The following is a 16,502-nucleotide window of genomic DNA, read 5'->3' on the forward strand; positions in this document are numbered from 1 at the left end:
GCGAGCGGAGCGAGGACTTTTGCGCCGCTGTGCGGCGCGAAAGTAACGGCATTTTTGAAGGCTGTCGAAAAAGTCCCTGGACTTTTTCGACAGCCTGAGGCCACCCCCGGAGTATTCGCTCCGGGGGCGGCTTCAGTTTGCCGAAAAGCCTCGCAGAGTTCCGGCCCGCAGGGGTTTATTCCCCGGCGGCCTGGGAGAGCACGTCCTTCAGGGCGTCCTGCACGGCGGCGGAGGTGAGGGTGGCGCCGGACACGGCGTCCACCTCGGCTACCTGGGACACGTCCTGGCCCGCATAGCCGGCAAAGGTCTCGTTGAAGCCGGTGATGGCCGCGCCGCCGATGGCCTCGGTCTCGCCGGCGCCCTCCACGGTGAGGGAGTCCACGGTGGAGCCGGTGACGGTCAGGGTTACCGTCACGTCGCCGCCGTAGCCCTTGGCGGAGGCGGTGTAGGTCTGGGCCTGGGCCGCGGTGCTGCCGGTGGGAGCGGGGGTGGTTCCGCCGGACTGGGCGCCGCAGGCGGCCAGGCTCAGGACCATGGCGCCGCTGAGCAGCAGGGCGGGGAGCTTACGAAAATGCTTCATTCTGGGGTATCCTCCTATAATGCGGAATGGGATGGAATATTGTACCGTTTTTCAGCCAAGCAGATGAAAAAAGCACGAAATCCGAGAGAGTATTATAATGCCTCGCCCCGGCGGACGCAAGAGACAAGAAAAAAATCAATATTTTTTCACAATCTTTTTCCGGACAGCGCGCCGGGATTTGACTTCCAGCGGGATATTTTCTACAATAACAATCAACAGAGACAGTTTCCCCGGAAAGAACGGAAAAACCCTATTTTATTCTGGAGGGAAAAGATGGAAATTCGTCAGCTCAGATATTTCATCAGCGCGGCCACCCACCTGAACTTTACCCGGGCGGCCCGGGAGTGCTTTATCGTCCAGACCGCCATGACCCAGCAGATCGCCAATCTGGAAAGCGAGATCGGCGTGCGGCTGTTTGAGCGGGGCTACCGCTCCCTGACCCTGACCCCGGCGGGGGAGGTGTTCCTCCGGGACGCCCGGGAGATTGTGGCCCGGGCCCAGGCGGCGGGGGAGCGGGCCAGGAGCTTTGAGGAGGGGTACGCCAACCTGCTGCGCATCGGCTACCACGGGGAGATGGTGAAGGAGGACCTGGTGGGGCTGCTGCGGCAGCTGCGCCGGGAGGGGGCCAAGTGGAAGCCCCTGCTCTGCCAGAAGCCCCAGACCGAGCTGCTGGACAGCCTGCGGGACGGGGTGCTGGACTTTATCATCACCCTCTACGGCGCCTTTTTTGAGGCCGAGGACTGGCTGGAGTGGGAGGTACTGGAGGAGGACCGGCTTATGCTGGCCGTGTCCAGGGACCACCCCCTGGCGGGCCGGGAGAGCATAACCATGGCCGAGGTGGAGGAGCAGCCCCTGGTCAATTTTGACGAGAAGAACAACGAGGAGCGGGCCATCGAGCTGGCCCGCTCCGGCCGCCACCCCCGGGAGTACTGCCGGGTGGAGGACCACACCAGCGGAGAGATTTTAATCCGCAGCGGCTGGGGGGCGGCCATCTGGGTCAGCCGCCTGTGCCGGCCCGGGCTGTACCCGGAGCTGGCCTTTCTGCCCATCACCGACCACCCGGGCCGGGAGCGGCTGGTCCTGGCCTGGCGGAAGGGGGGCCTGGACCCGGACCAGCAGGCTCTGAAGGACCGGCTGGCCGCCATGCTGCGGGCCGGGGCGGAAGGCATTGTGAAAAAATAATCAAAAATATTGAGTCAGTCATCATTTTTCCTTAGTGGCCTCCGGGGGACGGGAGAACTATAATAAAGGGCAGAACAGGCGGCGTTTGCCGCCAAAAAAGGAAAGGAAGAGAGCAATGAAGAAGCGAATCCTTGCAGGCGCCCTGTCCGCCGCCCTGGTTCTGACCCTGGCGGGCTGCCAGCAGACCCCGGCGGAGAGCGGCACCCCGGCCCCCACCGGCACCACCGCTCAGGGCGTCTACACCCCCGGCACCTATGAGGCCACCGCCCAGGGCTACGGCGGCGACGTGACCGTCTCCATGACCTTTGACGCCGACAGCATCACTGACGTGGCCATCACCGGCGATGGCGAGACCCCCACCGTGGGCGGCGCCGCCCTGGAGGACCTGCAGCAGCAGCTCCTGGACGCCCAGAGCGACGGGATTGACGGCGTGACCGGCGCCACCATCACCAGCGACGCGGTCCGCTCCGCCGCCGCCGAGTGCATCGCCCAGGCAAAGGGCGAGGAGACCGGCGGCACCGCCGAGGTGAAGATGGCCCCCGGCACCTACACCGCCTACGCCGAGAGCTACCGGGCCCGGGACGGCCTGAACGTGACCGTGGAGGTCTCTGAGGACCAGATCCTCTCCATCACCGTGGACACCGAGAACACCTCCGACACGCCCACCATCCTCCAGGCCGCCATCGACAAGCTGATCCCCCGCATGATTGAGAATCAGTCCATCACCGTGGACTCCATCACCGGCGCCACCGTGTCCTCCAACGCCATCAAGGCGGCCACCAGGACCGCCCTGGAGGAGGCCCTCGAGGCCGGCGGCTCCGACGCCTCCGCCATCTCCGCCTTCCAGGTGGACGTGCCCAAGGACGGCGGCGAGGAGACCATCGACACCCAGGTGCTGGTCATCGGCATGGGCGGCTCCGGCACCACCGCCGCCCTGGCCGCCGCCGAGGAGGGCCTTCAGGTCCTGGCCATCGACAAGGCCGGCCGGTACGGCGGCACCTCCTCCATCACCTCCGAGGCCCTGTTCGTCAATCCCCCCAGGTTCCAGGCTGAGCACAACAACGGGGAGGACTACACCGACGCCGACGTGATGTACGACGCCTGGGTGGCCTACGGCGAGGGCGACGCCAAGGAGGACATTGTCCACCGCATGATCTACGAGTCCGGCGAGGTGCTGGACTGGCTGGTCTACGACCACGGCGTGGGCTTTGCCGAGCCCATGACCGGCTTTACCGAGAGCGACGTGTACGTCACCAAGTACCAGTGGCTGCCCAACGACATCATGTACAACAAGGCGGAGATCGGCGCCTACTTTGACGGCATGTGGTCCGACTTCGAGGAGCTGGGCGGCACCTACCTGTTGGAGACCGAGGGCTACGAGCTCATCTACGACGAGGCCACCAACACCGTCACCGGAGCCAAGGCCCGCAACCTGGCCGACGGCACTGAGTACACCATCAACGCCGACGCGGTGATCATCGCCACCGGCGGCTACGCCGGCAGCCCCGAGCTGGAGGAGCAGCTCCTGCGCAACGACTACTATCCCATCAAGGGCGTGTGGAAGCACCTGGGCTCCACCCAGAACGACGGCAAGATGCTCCAGGCCGCCATGGACATCGGCGCGGGCACCTACAACATCAGCATGCCCCCCGAGGTCCACAACTCCGGCACGGAGACCTGGCTGACCACCCAGTTTGACGCCCACTATATTGAGGGCCAGCTGGGCAAGGTCACCGGCCGCCCCTCCTTCTGGACCGAGGGCGACCTGCCCGCCAACCTGGGCTGGAGCGCCGACTCCCTGGCCGTGGACGCCAACGGGGAGCGCTTCACCTCCGAGACCGGCGTGTCCTTCCTGGACCCCTGGATCGCCGGCCCCAACTATTACAGCATCTGGAGCCAGGAGCAGCTGGACAAGATTGCCGCCGAGGGCTTTGACACCGACCGCTCCGGCCCCTCCGCCGAGTTCCTCAGCTCCGGCACCCCCATCCCCATGAACACCCCCGTGCCCAACGTGGAGGAGGTCATGGCCGCCGCCGAGGAGGCGGGCATTGTGGTCAAGGCCGACACCATCGAGGAGCTGGCCGAAAAGCTGGGCATGGACCCCGCCACCCTCACCGCCACCGTGGAGACCTACAACGGCTACTGCGAGACCGGCGTGGACGAGCAGTTCGGCAAGCCCGCCGAGTTCCTGGACCCCATCGGCGAGGGCCCCTACTACTGCGTGGTCATGGCCTCCTACTGCTACGGCAGCTGCGGCGGCCTGAACATCAACAGCGACATGCAGGTCCTGGCTGAGGACGGCGAGACCGTCATCAACGGCCTGTACGCCGTGGGCACCGACTCCATGGGCGTGCTCTTCACCGAGAAGAAGCCCTACGTCACCTACGGCGGCGCCAACAACGGCTGGGGCCTGGTCTCCGGCTACCTGTGCGGCAAGGGCCTGGGCGAGACCCTGGGCCAGGAGTAATCATAACGGCAAAAGCATCCCCCGGCGCGTATCACGCGCCGGGGGATATTTCAGCGTGTCGAAAACCTTGGTTGAACAGAATCGGGCTGTGTCGGGGCGGGGGAGCGCGAGGGGGCAGCCGCCCGCCTCGCGTGGGATCGAATGCCCCGGAAGCCTTGCGCAGCAAGGCTTCCGGAGAGCGGAGCGGGGACTTTTGCGCCGCTGTGCGGCGCGAAAGTAACGGTATTTTTGTGTCCGTTCAGGTTTTTCAGTCCAGGGGGACGGCCTCGCCCTGGGGGAGGCCGCTGTCCGCCTCTTCGGTGTAGGGGACGTCCGCCGGGGCGGTGTCGGCGGCGCCGGGGTCGCCGGAGGAGCGGAGGTAGTCCTCCGTGTGGGTGACCAGCTGGTGGTTTTCGTCTATCAGCCCCAGCTCCTTCAGGCAGGCAATGGTATCGGTGGCGGTGGACTGGAGGCCGATGGTGACGGTGGTGCTCCAGTCGTGCTCCCGCAGCTGGCCGTAGCCGTTGGTGTAGGAGACCGTCTTGAAGAAGGTCAGCTCCAGGTCGGCAAGATAGCAGGTGTCGCTGCGATCCTGGTCGTTAAAGAGGTACCGCCGCCCCAGCCGTCCGGCGGCCAGGTCGGACCGCACCGCGGAGAGCAGGGCGTCCCGGTCGGCCTCGGAGCCCACGTTCACATTGTAATAGGTCTGGGTCTCCGGATTGTACACATTGTTCACAGAGGCCTCCACCAGACTGTCGAAGGCGTCCTGCTCCTCCACGTCATAGAAGTACTGCTCCTCCATCCGGTCGGGGTCGTTGACAATGCTGTTGAGCAGGGAGGCCACGGAATCGGGGGCGTCCAGGTCGGTGGTGTAGAGCTGCAGGTCGTACTCCCGAGTCAGCCGAGAGCCGTCGGCCAGCTCGTATTCGAAAGAGACGCTCGTGGAGGTGGCCAGGGTCCGGCCGGGGCTGTCGGAGAGGTAGACGTCGTAATAGACGTCCCCGGGCCGGCTGTTGTTCCGCTCAATGAGCATCTTCTGGTCCCGGGCGATGGCCCGGTGGAGGGAGAGCACCGTCTCAATGTCCTCGTCCTCGGTCAGATGCAGGTTTACGCCGAAGTGGGAGGCGCTGTCGCTGGGGAGGGTGTAGGGGCCCCACAGATAGACGGATACCACGTCGTACCGGGAGGGGGCCCGGTTGAAGCCGATGAGGTCGTTGTCCATCACCAGAGCGGAGGCGGTGAGGGCCAGGCACAGGGCCAGGGCCCCCTTCCAGCCCCGGCGGAACACCCGGAAGGTCTTGCGCAGGAGCATCTCGGCGGCAAAGTAGCCGATGAGGCCCCCCAGCACCATGAGGCCCAGCATGGGCCACATGCCCCCGGGCAGGAGGGAACGGAACAGCTCGTGGAGGAAGATGCCGATGGTGACGGCGGCGCAGAAGGCCACGCCGTACTTGAACACGGGCCGCACCCACTTGACGGCCACCACGTCACCGGCGGTCTCCAGGGGCCGGGTGCGGTACACCAGCAGGCCCAGGGCGGCCAGCGCCAGGCCGGCCAGGGCGTAGAGGAGAGCGGCGGCCAGGCCGGTGAAGAAGTACCCGCCGTCCTCGCCCACCCGGACGCCCCCCTCCATGTACAGGATGATGAAGGGGGAGAGCCACTGGGCCAGGGTGGACATGGCGGGCCAGCTGGAAAAGCCGTAGACAAACTGGCGGAACAGTTCGCTGATCAGACTGTACATGCCGTAGGCCAGGAAGTTGAGGATGCCGTAGAACACGGGCAGAGCCACGATATGGCCCACAAAGAGGGCGCAGAAGGCGGCGAAGGAGTAGAAGAACAGGGCGAAGCACACCTGGCCGATGAGCCACTGGAGCAGGGGCCACAGCATCAGGGTGCCAGACGCCGCCTCCACCCCTAAGGTGAACACAAACACCGCCGCCAGGGGCAGCACCAGGAAGCTGAGGCCGGACAGGTAGCTCGTCAGGTACAGCCCCTCCCGCCGGATGGGCAGGGCATGGTAGAGCTGGACGCTGCGGGCGTTGTAGAGGTAGGAGAACACGGCCATGGCGCTGATAACCGACCACACCGCAGAGAATACCAGCCCCGTGGGGCTGACAAAGCTCACCAGATCCAGGGCCACCGTATCGGCGGTGAGGGTGCTGTTCCGGTCCAGCCAGGTCAGCAGGAAGGTCAGGGGCACCAGCAGCAGGACCGCCCCGTAGGACCCCCAGATGGGCCAGAAGCGCCTGAGATTCTTGAAAAACAGGGTGGAATTCCACCAGGGGTTGGGCCCCTTAGAGCACAATGTCGCGGACGGCATAGTCCTCACCTCCCAGTTCATAGATGAAAATCTCCTCCAGGGTCAGCGGCAGGGCCTCCATCAGGATGGGGGCGTACACCGCCAGGCGGTTGGTGACGTCGGTGGCGTTGCCCCGGACAATCAGGGTGTGGATGCGCCCCACGTGGGACACATGGAGCACCTCCATGTCGTCGGGCAGCTGGGGCAGCTCCTTCTCCTGAAACACCACCTGCATCTTCACCAGGTTCTCCTGCAAATCGCTGAGGGAGCGCTCGATGAGCACCCTGCCCCGGCTGAGGATGCCCACATGGTCGCACACGTCCTCCAGCTCCCGCAGGTTGTGGGAGGACACCAGCACCGTGGTGCCGTGCTCCGCCACGTCCCCCATCAAAAGGCCCCACACCTGCCGGCGCATCACCGGGTCCAGGCCGTCCACCGGCTCATCCAGCACCAGAATGTCCGGCCGGCAGCACATGGCCAGCCAGAAGGCGGCCTGCTTCTGCATGCCCTTGGACAGGCGGCGGATGGCCCGCTTCTCGTCAATGCCGGAGAACACCTCCCGCAGCGCGGCGTACCGGCCCATGTCGAACCGGGGGTAGAAGCCCCGGTAGAAGGCGGACATGTCCGCCGTGGAGGCGGAGAGGAAGTAGTACAGGTCGTCGGGGATGGAGGCGATGCGGGCCTTCACCGCCGGATTTTCGTAGATGGGCGCCCCGTCGGCCAGCACGGTGCCGCTGTCCTGCCGCCACACGCCGGTGATGTGCCGCAGCAGGGTGGACTTGCCCGCGCCGTTGGGCCCCACCAGCCCGTAGATGGAGCCTGTGGGCACCGTCATGTTCAGCCCGTCCAGGGCCCGGAAGCCGTCAAAGCTCTTCACCAGCTCTTTGACCTCAATCATTGCGCTTTCTCCTCCTTCTCTCCGGCGGGGGCCGCCCCCGCCGCCATGACCCGCCGGGCCAGCTCGTCCGGGGACAGCCCCAGAAACAGCAGCTCCGCCGCCGACCGGTCAAACTGCCGCAGCAGCTCCTCCCGCCGCTGCTCTTTCACCTCCCGACCGGGGGCGGCAAAGGAGCCCTTCCCCGGCTGGGAGGTGAGATACCCCTCCGCCTCCAGGGACTCGTAGGCCCGCTGGATGGTGTTGGGGTTGATGGCCAGGGAGGCGGCTAACGCCCGCACCGAGGGCAGCTTGTCGCCGGTCTGGATGGCCCCGGTGACCACCAGATGGCGCAGGCCGTCCTTGACCTGTTCGTAGATGGGACGCTGGTCCCGGTAGTTGAGAGAGATCATGGCGCTCTCCTTTCCCGCGCGGGCCGCGCCCGCACTGTATGAGCTCTCTTGGTACAGTCAGTATACACGCCCCGAACGGAAAAGACTTTAAGAAATTATGATATTTCATTCAAAATTGCCTTTCCGACATGACATGTGGGAATTGACGCGCTATAATAGATACGAAAGAAGCGGCAGACGATGGACCGCCTGCGGGCGGGAATGGTTCAGGAAAGGTGACGATTCCCATGGCTATTATCGACGAGACCAACTGGCAGTGCTTTCTGGACTGCGTGGGGGACCTTCTCTTCACGCCGGAGGTGCAGTCCATGCGGCACATCCCCCACCACCCGGGCACCTGCTGCTATGAGCACTCGGTGTTCGTGGCCTATGTGGCCTTCCGCATGGCCCGGCGCTGGAACCTGGACTACATGGCCGCTGCCCGGGGCGGCCTGCTCCACGACCTGTACCTCTACGACCCACGGGACAGATCCGCCCACCCGGGCAACCAGTGCTTTGACCACCCGGTCTTTGCCCTGCGCAACGCCCAGGCCCTGTGCGGGCGGCTGACGGAAAAGGAACAGAATATCATCATCTCCCACATGTGGCCCCTGGCCAGGCGGCGGCCCCGCTGCCCGGAGGCGGCTGTGGTGAACCTGGCCGACAAGCTGTGCGCCACCGCCGAGGTGCTGGGCTACTGGAGGCGCTCCCGGGTGCGGGAGAAGGCCATGAGCTGACCGCCGTGGAGAGACAAAAGAAAAAGGGAAGCCCTGACAGCGATGTAATATAGCTAAGGAGCGAATCTTCGGATTCGCTCCTTAGCTATATTAATTTAAAGAAGAAAATGTCATTATGAATCAAATAGCCTAACGGAAAGAAAATATAGCACTAAGCTGAGAAATAGTTCTCACATAGCAGAATACATAGACTTTTTAGTTCTGCCATGCTACAATAAAACAACTAAAGGGGGTATGAAAATGTTTGGCTTCCAATTAAAGAAAAAGCTTCAAGCTCGAGCGGAAGATTTAATTATAACTGCAGACTTGGATAGAAAATTAGCAAATAAAGCTGTATATTTTGATACCTTCATGAAGTATTATGATGAAATCCTTGCTTGCTTTGAAGAACTGTGTGAAATTGCAGATAAAATAAAACTACATGGCATTAGCGGTGATCCTAAATACGACTACTATCGTCTGAAAAATGATAAGCAGTGGCATATGAGGGATGCCTTAGAGCGAGAATATGACCGAATTGTAAAAGAAGGAACAACGGTATATAGAAATAACCGCGGAAAAACCATCAGTGAATGTGAGCTTTTCGAAGAGGATATAAAAAAATACTTCGACCAATTTGATGAAGAAACCAGTGAATTTGCAAAAGCATTACTCAAAAAACTTTCTAAACAATTTAATCTTGGACTTGGTAAGCAGGATCCGACTCCTCTTTTGGATACTACATATTATGATTTTGATTCGTTTGAAGGGCACGAATTTGAATATTGGTGTGCTAATTTGTTAAGATGCAATGGATTTGAGAACGTTGAAGTTACTCCGGAGAGTGGAGACCAAGGTGTTGATATTATTGCAGAGAAAGACGACATTCGGTATGCAATTCAATGTAAGTGCTATTCTTCAAATTTAGGAAATACTCCTGTTCAAGAAGTCTGGGCAGGCAAAAGTATGTACCATTGCCAGATTGGCGTAGTAATGACAAATAGGTATTTTACAAAAAGCGCACGTGACCTTGCGGATACAACAGGGGTCCTTCTCTGGGACAGAGACAAACTTCTGAAAATGATGAATATTTTAAAATAATCAAAAGGCCCCCGCCTGCTTTCCGAAAGTTGGGTAAGGGTCAATTCTTTTGTATTAGCTAGCCAGATTTTTGCTTAACTTAATAACACTACCCCTGCCGGTTCCCTTTTTTTACCCTTTTTTAGGGAAGATGGGGCGTTTATGGGGCAAAATAGTTGGCAGAATGGCCGTGAGAGAGGGATATGGCCAGGGAAAATTGTGCATTTTTACGAGAGTGCATTTTGGTAAGGTAAAATTTCAAAATCACGGTGCATTTTGGGTAAATATTTGATATAATCTATCCGCATCCAGATATATGGCGCCCACCCGCCCGGGTGGTGCGCCGATTCTATCAGACGAGGTGACGACATATGGGGTCCATGGGCGCCATTGTTTTTCTTCCGCGAGAGGGCGACACCTCCTCGCTGATGCTGGAAAACCTCCTCTTTGATCCGGCCGCCGCGTGGCTGTCCGCCGCGCTGGAGCGGGCGGGCGTGGAGCGGTTCCTGGTGGTCTGCCATGACGACGACCGGGAGCGGGCGGGGGAGTGCTTCCCCGGAGGGACCGAGTTCGTCACCGACGGCGCTGAGGACGCCGCCGGCCAGCTCACCGCCTTTCTCGCCGCCCTGGAGGGGAATGTGGCGGTGTTTACCCGCCCTGTGTTCCTGGACGATCAGGGCGCCCGGCGCCTGGCCGGGGAGGAGGAGCTGCCCCGGGGGGAGGACACCGGCGTGTACCGGGTCTCCGCCGCGGCCCTGAAGGAGGCGGTGGAGGGGGGCGAGGACTTTGTCTCCGCCGTCCGCGCCGGCAGCCACTTCGGCATGAAGACCGGCAGATATGAGGGCGTGCTCCCCCTGGACAGCAGCGCCCCCGCCTGGGACAGCGCCCAGTACTTCGCCCGGCACGCCTCCATTGACCGCCTGCGGGGGGATCTGACCGCCCGCCCGGTCCGGTTTGTGGACGCGGAAAACGCCTACATCGGCCCCCATGTCGCCGTGGGCGGCGGCACCGTGATCCTCCCGGGCACCATCCTCCGGGGGCGCACCAGCGTGGGCCGCTTCTGCGAGGTTGGCCCCAATGCCATGATTCGGGACTGCATCGTGGGGGACCGCGTGACCGTCAACGCCTCCCAGCTCAGCGGGAGCACCGTGGAGGAGGGGGTTATCATCGGCCCCTTTGCCCATGTCCGCCCCGGCTGTCACGTGGGGAAGGACGTGAAGGTGGGCGACTTTGTGGCACTGAAGAACTCCACCGTCGGCCAGGGCGCCAAGATTTCCCGCCTGACCTACGTGGGCGACTGCGACGTGGGAGAGCGGGCCAATCTGGGCTGCGGCACCGTCACCGTCAACTATGACGGCACCAGCAAATACCGCACCGTTATCGGCGACGGGGCCTTTATCGGCTGCAACACCAACCTGGTGGCCCCGGTAAAGGTGGGCGACGGCGCCTATACCGCCGCCGGCAGCACCATCACCGACGACGTGCCCGCCGACTCCCTGGCCATCGCCCGGAGCGTCCAGGTGGTCAAGAAGCAGTGGGCCGCCAAGCGGCGCCGGCGCTCCGGCCGGTAAGGCCCGGAGCTGAGGGACCCTGCGGCAGTGAGGGAACCGCCGCGCATCCGCGCGGAGAAATATAGAAACCACAAAAGAAATGAAGAAATGAGAGGATGTAGAAGATGATCTCACACGGCAAGGACATCAAGATCTTCGCTGGCAGCTCCAACAAACGCCTGGCGGAGGCCATCTGCAAGGAGATGGGCATGGAGCTGGGCAACGCCGAGGTAGGCGCCTTCTCCGATGGAGAGAATTTTGTCTCCATCTATGAGACCGTCCGCGGCTCCGACGTATTCGTGGTTCAGTCCACCTGCGCGCCTGTGAACGACAACCTGATGGAAATGCTCATTATGATCGACGCCCTCAAGCGGGCCTCCGCCGGGCGCATCACCGCCGTGATGCCCTACTTCGGCTACGCCCGCCAGGACCGCAAGACCAAGCCCCGCGACCCCATTTCCGCCAAGCTGGTGGCCAACCTGATCACCCGCGCCGGCGCCGACCGGGTGCTGACCATGGACCTGCACGCGTCCCAGATCCAGGGCTTCTTCGACATCCCCGTGGACAACCTGCTGGGCAACCCCATCTTCACCCGCCACTTCGCCGAGCGCTTCGGCGACGATGTGGAGGGCACCATGGTGGTCTCCCCCGACGTGGGCTCCGTGGCCCGGGCCCGGGCCTTCGCCCAGAAGCTGGGCATGGGCCTGGCCATTGTGGACAAGCGCCGCCAGAAGGCCAACTCCTCCGAGGTCATGAACATCATCGGCGACGTCCGCGGCAAGCGGGTCATCCTCTTTGACGACATGGTGGACACCGGCGGCTCCCTGTGCGGCGCGGCCCAGGCCCTGGTGGAGCTGGGCGGCGCCACCGAGGTGTACGCCTGCGCCTCCCACGGCGTCCTCTCCGGCCCCGCTGTGGACCGCATCGAGAAGAGCGTCATCAAGGAGGTTATCTTCCTCGACACCGTTCCCGCCCGTTCCGACGTGAAGTGTGATAAGATTAAGTATCTCTCCGTGGCCCACATGTTCGCCGAGGCCATCGAGCGCATCTATGAAGAGGTCTCTGTTTCTAAGCTCTTTTCTTAACTGAGAAGCGCCAGACGGAACAAACCAAAAACCGAATCCGGGGGCGGAGCGTTGCTCCGCCCCCGTTTTAACCTGTCAAGGGAGTTCGTGAAAGATGTTGTTTGGAAAGAAAACCGGGGGCGTGGAATGGCTGGTGGTGTGCCTGGGCAACCCCGGCGACAAGTATGAGAACACCCGCCACAACGTAGGCTTTATGGTGGCCGACGAGCTGGCCGAGCGGAAGAACATCCCCGTCCAGCGGCTCAAGTTCAAGGCCCTGACCAACACCGCCCGGCTGGGCGGCGCACAGGCCCTGCTGATGAAGCCGGTGACCTATATGAACCTGTCCGGCGAGGCGGTGCGCCAGGCCGCCGACTTCTATAAAGTGCCCCCGGAGCATGTACTGGTGGTGAGCGACGACGTGTCCCTGCCCGTGGGGCGGCTGCGCATCCGCCGGGGCGGCTCCGCCGGGGGCCACAACGGCCTGAAAAGCATTATTCAGCAGCTGGGCACCGACCAATTCCCCCGGCTGAAGGTGGGGGTGGGAGAGAAGCCCCACCCGGACTACGACCTGGCCGACTGGGTGCTGGGCAAGTTCACCGGCGAGGACAAGAAGGCCATCGACGCAGCTGTCAAGCGGGCCGCCGACGCGGTGGAGTGCTATATCCAGGACGGCCCCGACAAGGCCATGAGCCGCTTTAACTAAAATCTGAAGCGCAATTTTTTCATAGAACTGTGAGGTGTATCCCGTGAAGGAACTGGCAACCATGGTAACCGGAATCCCGGAGTTCCAGCGCCTGGCGGCGGCGGTGGACGGCGGCGGCTGTCCCGCCGCCTTTACCGGTCTGTCCCCCGTCCACCGGGCCCATATGGCCGCCGGGCTGCGGCAGGCCCTGGGCCGGAGCGTGGTGGTGCTGTGCGCCGACGAGGCGGAGGCCGACCGCATGGCCCGGGACCTGGCCTTCCTGACCGGGGAGCCGGTGTGTACCCTCACCGCCCGGGAGTTTACCTTTCACAACGCGGCGGTGGCCTCCCGCCAGTGGGAGCACAGGCGGCTGTCCGTGCTCCGGGCCCTGGCGGCGGGGGAGTGTCCCCTGCTGGTGTGCACCATTGAGGGGGCGCTGGAGCGGACCATCCCCAAAACCCTGCTGACCCAGGCCTCCCAGTGCCTGCGGGTGGGGGAGAGCTACGACCTCAGCGAGCTGGCCGACACCCTCACCGCCGCCGGCTACACCCGCTGTGAGCAGGTGGAGGGCGTGGGCCAGTTTGCCCTCCGCGGCGGCATTCTGGACTTCTACTCGCCCGCCGAGGAGGGGCCCATCCGGGTGGAGTTCTTCGGCGACGAGGCCGACTCCATGGGCCTGTTCGATGTAAACACCCAGCGCCGGGTGGAGAACCGGAAGAGCGCCGAGATTCTCCCGGCGGCTGAGGTGCTGCCCCAGTTCGCCCCCGGCGTCTACGCCGGACTGCTGGAGGCCATGGACGGCCTCATTGCCCGTGCAAAGCGCCGCAAGGACGGCGCCGACCTGGTCAAGACCCTGGAGGAGGACAAGGAGCGGCTGGCGGAAAACCGTTCCTTCCCGGCTCTGGACCGGTACATCGCCCTGGTGTACCCCCACATGGCCACGGCGGCGGACTACTTCCCCGAGGACGCGGTGGTGCTCTTCAGCGAGAGCCCCCGGGTGGCCGAGCGGGCCAAAAACTACCTCTGGCAGCTGACCGAGGACGCCAAGGCCCTCATGGAGGCCGGTGTGCTGGCGGGGGAGCTGGCCGAGTTCGCCCGTACCTTTGAGGCGCTGTGCGGCGTGCTGGAGGAGTGGCCGGTGGCCTACCTGGACAGCTTTGTGGGCGCCCAGTACCCCAGGCGGCCCCGCACCCTGCTGAACCTGCTGTGCAAGCAGCTGCCCTCCTACGGCGCCAGTCTGGAGACCGCTGTCTCCGACCTGAGCCACTATATCAACGAGAAGTTCTCCGCCGTGGTGCTGGTGTCCAGCGAGCAGCGGGCCCTGAACCTCCAGGCCCTCCTGCGGGAGCAGGGGGTGAAGGCCGCGGTGGACTTCCAGCTCCACAGGCTGCCAGCCCCCGGCAGGGCGGTTATCGCCGTGGGCGGATTGTCCGGCGGCATGGAGTACCCCGAGGCCAAATGCGCCGTCCTCACCGAGGGCCAGGCCGCCGGGGTGAAGAAGAAAAAGGCCAAGGCCGTCACCAACCGGCAGAAGCTGGGGTCCTACGCCGACCTGAGCGTGGGCGACCTAGTGGTCCACGAGCACCACGGCATCGGCCGGTACCAGGGCATGGTGAAGATGCCGGTGGACGGCGTCCAGAAGGACTATGTGAAGATCGCCTACGCCGGGGCCGACGTGCTCTACGTGCCCGCCACCCAGCTGGACCTGGTGAGCAAGTACATCGGCGCGGGAGAGGACGCCCAAGAGACCAAAAAGCTCTCCAAGCTGGGGGGCGCCGACTGGGAGAAGGCCAAGACCCGGGCCAAAAAGGCGGTCAGGGATCTGGCCAAGGGCCTCATCCAGCTCTACGCCCAGCGGCAGCGCCAGCCCGGCTTTGCCTTCTCTCCCGACTCGGAGTGGATGCGGGAATTTGAGGAGCAGTTCGAGTACACCGAGACCGACGACCAGCTCCGCTGCATCGCGGAGATCAAGGGGGACATGGAGGCCCCCCGGCCCATGGACCGGCTGCTGTGCGGCGACGTGGGCTACGGCAAGACCGAGGTGGCCTTCCGGGCCATCATGAAGTGCGTGCTGGACGGCAAGCAGGCCGCCATCCTGGTGCCCACCACCGTGCTGGCCCGGCAGCACTTCCTGTCCGCCAAGCAGCGCTTTGCCAAGTACCCGGTGGAGATCGACGTGGTGAGCCGCTTCCGCACCCCCGCCCAGATGAAGGAGACCCTCCGCCGGGTGGAGGCGGGGCAGATTGACCTGCTTATCGGCACCCACCGGCTGTTCCAGAAGGACGTGAAGTTCAAGGACCTGGGCCTGCTGGTCATTGACGAGGAGCAGCGCTTCGGCGTGGCCCACAAGGAGAAGCTCAAGGAGATGTCCCGGCAGGTGGACGTGCTCACCCTGTCCGCCACCCCCATCCCCCGCACGCTGAACATGGCCCTCTCCGGCATCCGGGACATGTCCACCCTGGAGGAGCCCCCCTCCGACCGCCAGCCGGTGCAGACCTACGTGCTGGAGCACGACTGGGGCGTCCTCTCCGACGCCATGCGCCGGGAGCTGGAGCGGGGCGGCCAGGTCTACTACCTCCACAACCGGGTGGACACCATCACCCGCACCGCGGCCCGCATCCGGGAACTGCTGGGGGAGGACGTGGCTGTGGGCGTGGCCCACGGCAAGATGAGCCAGGAGGAATTAAACGACGTGATGACCCGCATGTCCGAGGGGGAGGTGGACGTGCTGGTGTGCACCACCATCATTGAGACGGGCATCGACATCGCCAATGCCAACACCCTCATCATCGAGGACGCGGACAAGATGGGCCTGGCCCAGCTCCACCAGATCCGGGGCCGGGTGGGCCGGTCCAGCCGCCGGGCCTACGCCTACCTCACCTTCCGCCGGGGCAAGGTCCTCAGCGAGGTGGCCTCCAAGCGGCTGGGGGCCATCCGGGAGTTTGCCGAGTTCGGCTCCGGCTTCAAGATCGCCATGCGGGATCTGGAGATCCGGGGCGCGGGCAACGTGCTGGGCCCCGAGCAGTCCGGCTTCCTTATGAGCGTGGGCTACGACCTGTACCTCAAGCTGCTGGAGGAGGCGGTGCTGGAGGAGCGGGGGGAGAAGGCCCAGATCCCCGCCGAGTGCTCCGCCGATCTGTCCGTGGCCGCCTCCATCCCCGACCGGTACGTGCCCTCCCCTGAGCAGCGGATGGACCTCTATCGCCGCATTGCCGCCATCCGCAGCGAAGAGGACGCCGATGACCTGACCGACGAGCTCATCGACCGGTACGGCGACCCGCCCCGTCCGGTGAACAACCTCATCGCCGTGGCCCTGATGCGCGCCGCCGCGGCCGGGTGCGGAATCACGGAGATCTCCCAGAAGGGCCTGAGCCTGCTCTTCTACCTGGACGGGGCCGACCTGCGGCGGGTGTCCGCCCTGTGCGGCCTGGACAAATACCGCAGCCGCCTGCTCTTCTCCGCCGGAGAGAAGCCCTACCTCTCCCTCCGGCTCAAAAAGGGGGACGACCCCCTCAAGCTGGGCCGGAAGCTGGTGGAGGAGTACGCCGCCACCGCCGCGCCCCAGGAGGAGCCGGACGCCCCCGCGGATACCTGAATGGGAAAAGCCGGCCGGTGTTCACAAAATTTTCATTGC

12 protein-coding genes are annotated in these 16,502 nt (G+C 63.7%); 8 read left to right on the plus strand and 4 right to left on the minus strand.

Going from position 1 to position 16,502, the window contains the following annotated elements:
- Positions 1-175: 175 nt before the first annotated feature.
- Positions 176-580: an FMN-binding protein gene (locus QZY67_RS06795; RefSeq protein ID WP_295369292.1), complete on the minus strand. Its 405-nt coding sequence runs from the start codon at positions 578-580 to the stop codon at positions 176-178.
- 273 nt (positions 581-853) lie between these two features.
- On the opposite strand from QZY67_RS06795, the gene QZY67_RS06800 reads away from it, so the two are divergent.
- Together QZY67_RS06800 and QZY67_RS06805 are read left to right on the plus strand one after the other, a co-directional pair.
- A complete protein-coding gene (locus tag QZY67_RS06800) occupies positions 854-1,762 on the plus strand; it encodes a LysR family transcriptional regulator (protein ID WP_295369294.1) in 909 nt (302 codons plus the stop codon).
- A 115-nt stretch (positions 1,763-1,877) separates the two neighbouring features.
- Complete coding sequence (locus QZY67_RS06805) at positions 1,878-4,229, plus strand: FAD-binding protein (protein ID WP_295369296.1); 2,352 nt, start codon at positions 1,878-1,880, stop codon at positions 4,227-4,229.
- A 247-nt stretch (positions 4,230-4,476) separates the two neighbouring features.
- Here the strand turns inward: QZY67_RS06805 and QZY67_RS06810 are convergent, their stop codons facing one another.
- The 3 genes from QZY67_RS06810 to QZY67_RS06820 are packed head-to-tail and all read right to left on the minus strand — an operon-like array spanning position 4,477 to position 7,794.
- Positions 4,477-6,528 carry a hypothetical protein gene (locus QZY67_RS06810; protein WP_295369297.1) on the minus strand — a complete coding sequence of 684 codons (2,052 nt, stop codon included), beginning with the start codon at positions 6,526-6,528 and terminating at the stop codon, positions 4,477-4,479.
- Positions 6,503-7,405 (minus strand): ABC transporter ATP-binding protein, encoded by a 903-nt coding sequence (locus QZY67_RS06815; protein ID WP_295369300.1) that lies wholly within the window; start codon positions 7,403-7,405, stop codon positions 6,503-6,505. Before QZY67_RS06815 ends, QZY67_RS06810 begins: the two co-directional genes overlap by 26 nt.
- Entirely contained in the window at positions 7,402-7,794 is a 393-nt protein-coding gene (locus tag QZY67_RS06820; RefSeq protein WP_295369301.1) for a GntR family transcriptional regulator, read from the minus strand. The genes QZY67_RS06815 and QZY67_RS06820 overlap by 4 nt, the downstream gene beginning before the upstream one ends.
- A gap of 227 nt (positions 7,795-8,021) precedes the next feature.
- On the opposite strand from QZY67_RS06820, the gene QZY67_RS06825 reads away from it, so the two are divergent.
- From QZY67_RS06825 to mfd, 6 genes are all read left to right on the plus strand, one after another.
- On the plus strand, positions 8,022-8,510 hold the full coding sequence (locus QZY67_RS06825; RefSeq protein WP_295369303.1) for an HD domain-containing protein: 489 nt from the start codon (positions 8,022-8,024) through the stop codon (positions 8,508-8,510).
- A gap of 240 nt (positions 8,511-8,750) precedes the next feature.
- Complete coding sequence (locus tag QZY67_RS06830; protein ID WP_295369305.1) at positions 8,751-9,590, plus strand: restriction endonuclease; 840 nt, start codon at positions 8,751-8,753, stop codon at positions 9,588-9,590.
- A 350-nt stretch (positions 9,591-9,940) separates the two neighbouring features.
- Positions 9,941-11,140: a UDP-N-acetylglucosamine diphosphorylase gene (locus tag QZY67_RS06835; protein WP_295369307.1), complete on the plus strand. Its 1,200-nt coding sequence runs from the start codon at positions 9,941-9,943 to the stop codon at positions 11,138-11,140.
- A 104-nt stretch (positions 11,141-11,244) separates the two neighbouring features.
- Positions 11,245-12,204, plus strand: coding sequence for a ribose-phosphate pyrophosphokinase (locus QZY67_RS06840; protein WP_148319965.1), 960 nt, complete (start codon positions 11,245-11,247; stop codon positions 12,202-12,204).
- Positions 12,205-12,298: 94 nt separating this feature from the next.
- Positions 12,299-12,889: an aminoacyl-tRNA hydrolase gene (pth, locus tag QZY67_RS06845; RefSeq protein WP_295369309.1), complete on the plus strand. Its 591-nt coding sequence runs from the start codon at positions 12,299-12,301 to the stop codon at positions 12,887-12,889.
- A 43-nt stretch (positions 12,890-12,932) separates the two neighbouring features.
- On the plus strand, positions 12,933-16,463 hold the full coding sequence (gene mfd / locus QZY67_RS06850; RefSeq protein ID WP_295369310.1) for a transcription-repair coupling factor: 3,531 nt from the start codon (positions 12,933-12,935) through the stop codon (positions 16,461-16,463).
- Positions 16,464-16,502: the final 39 nt, after the last annotated feature.

Origin of the sequence: uncultured Pseudoflavonifractor sp. (assembly GCA_904419835.1) — a bacterium.
In the GTDB taxonomy this organism is placed as follows: domain Bacteria; phylum Bacillota; class Clostridia; order Oscillospirales; family Oscillospiraceae; genus Pseudoflavonifractor.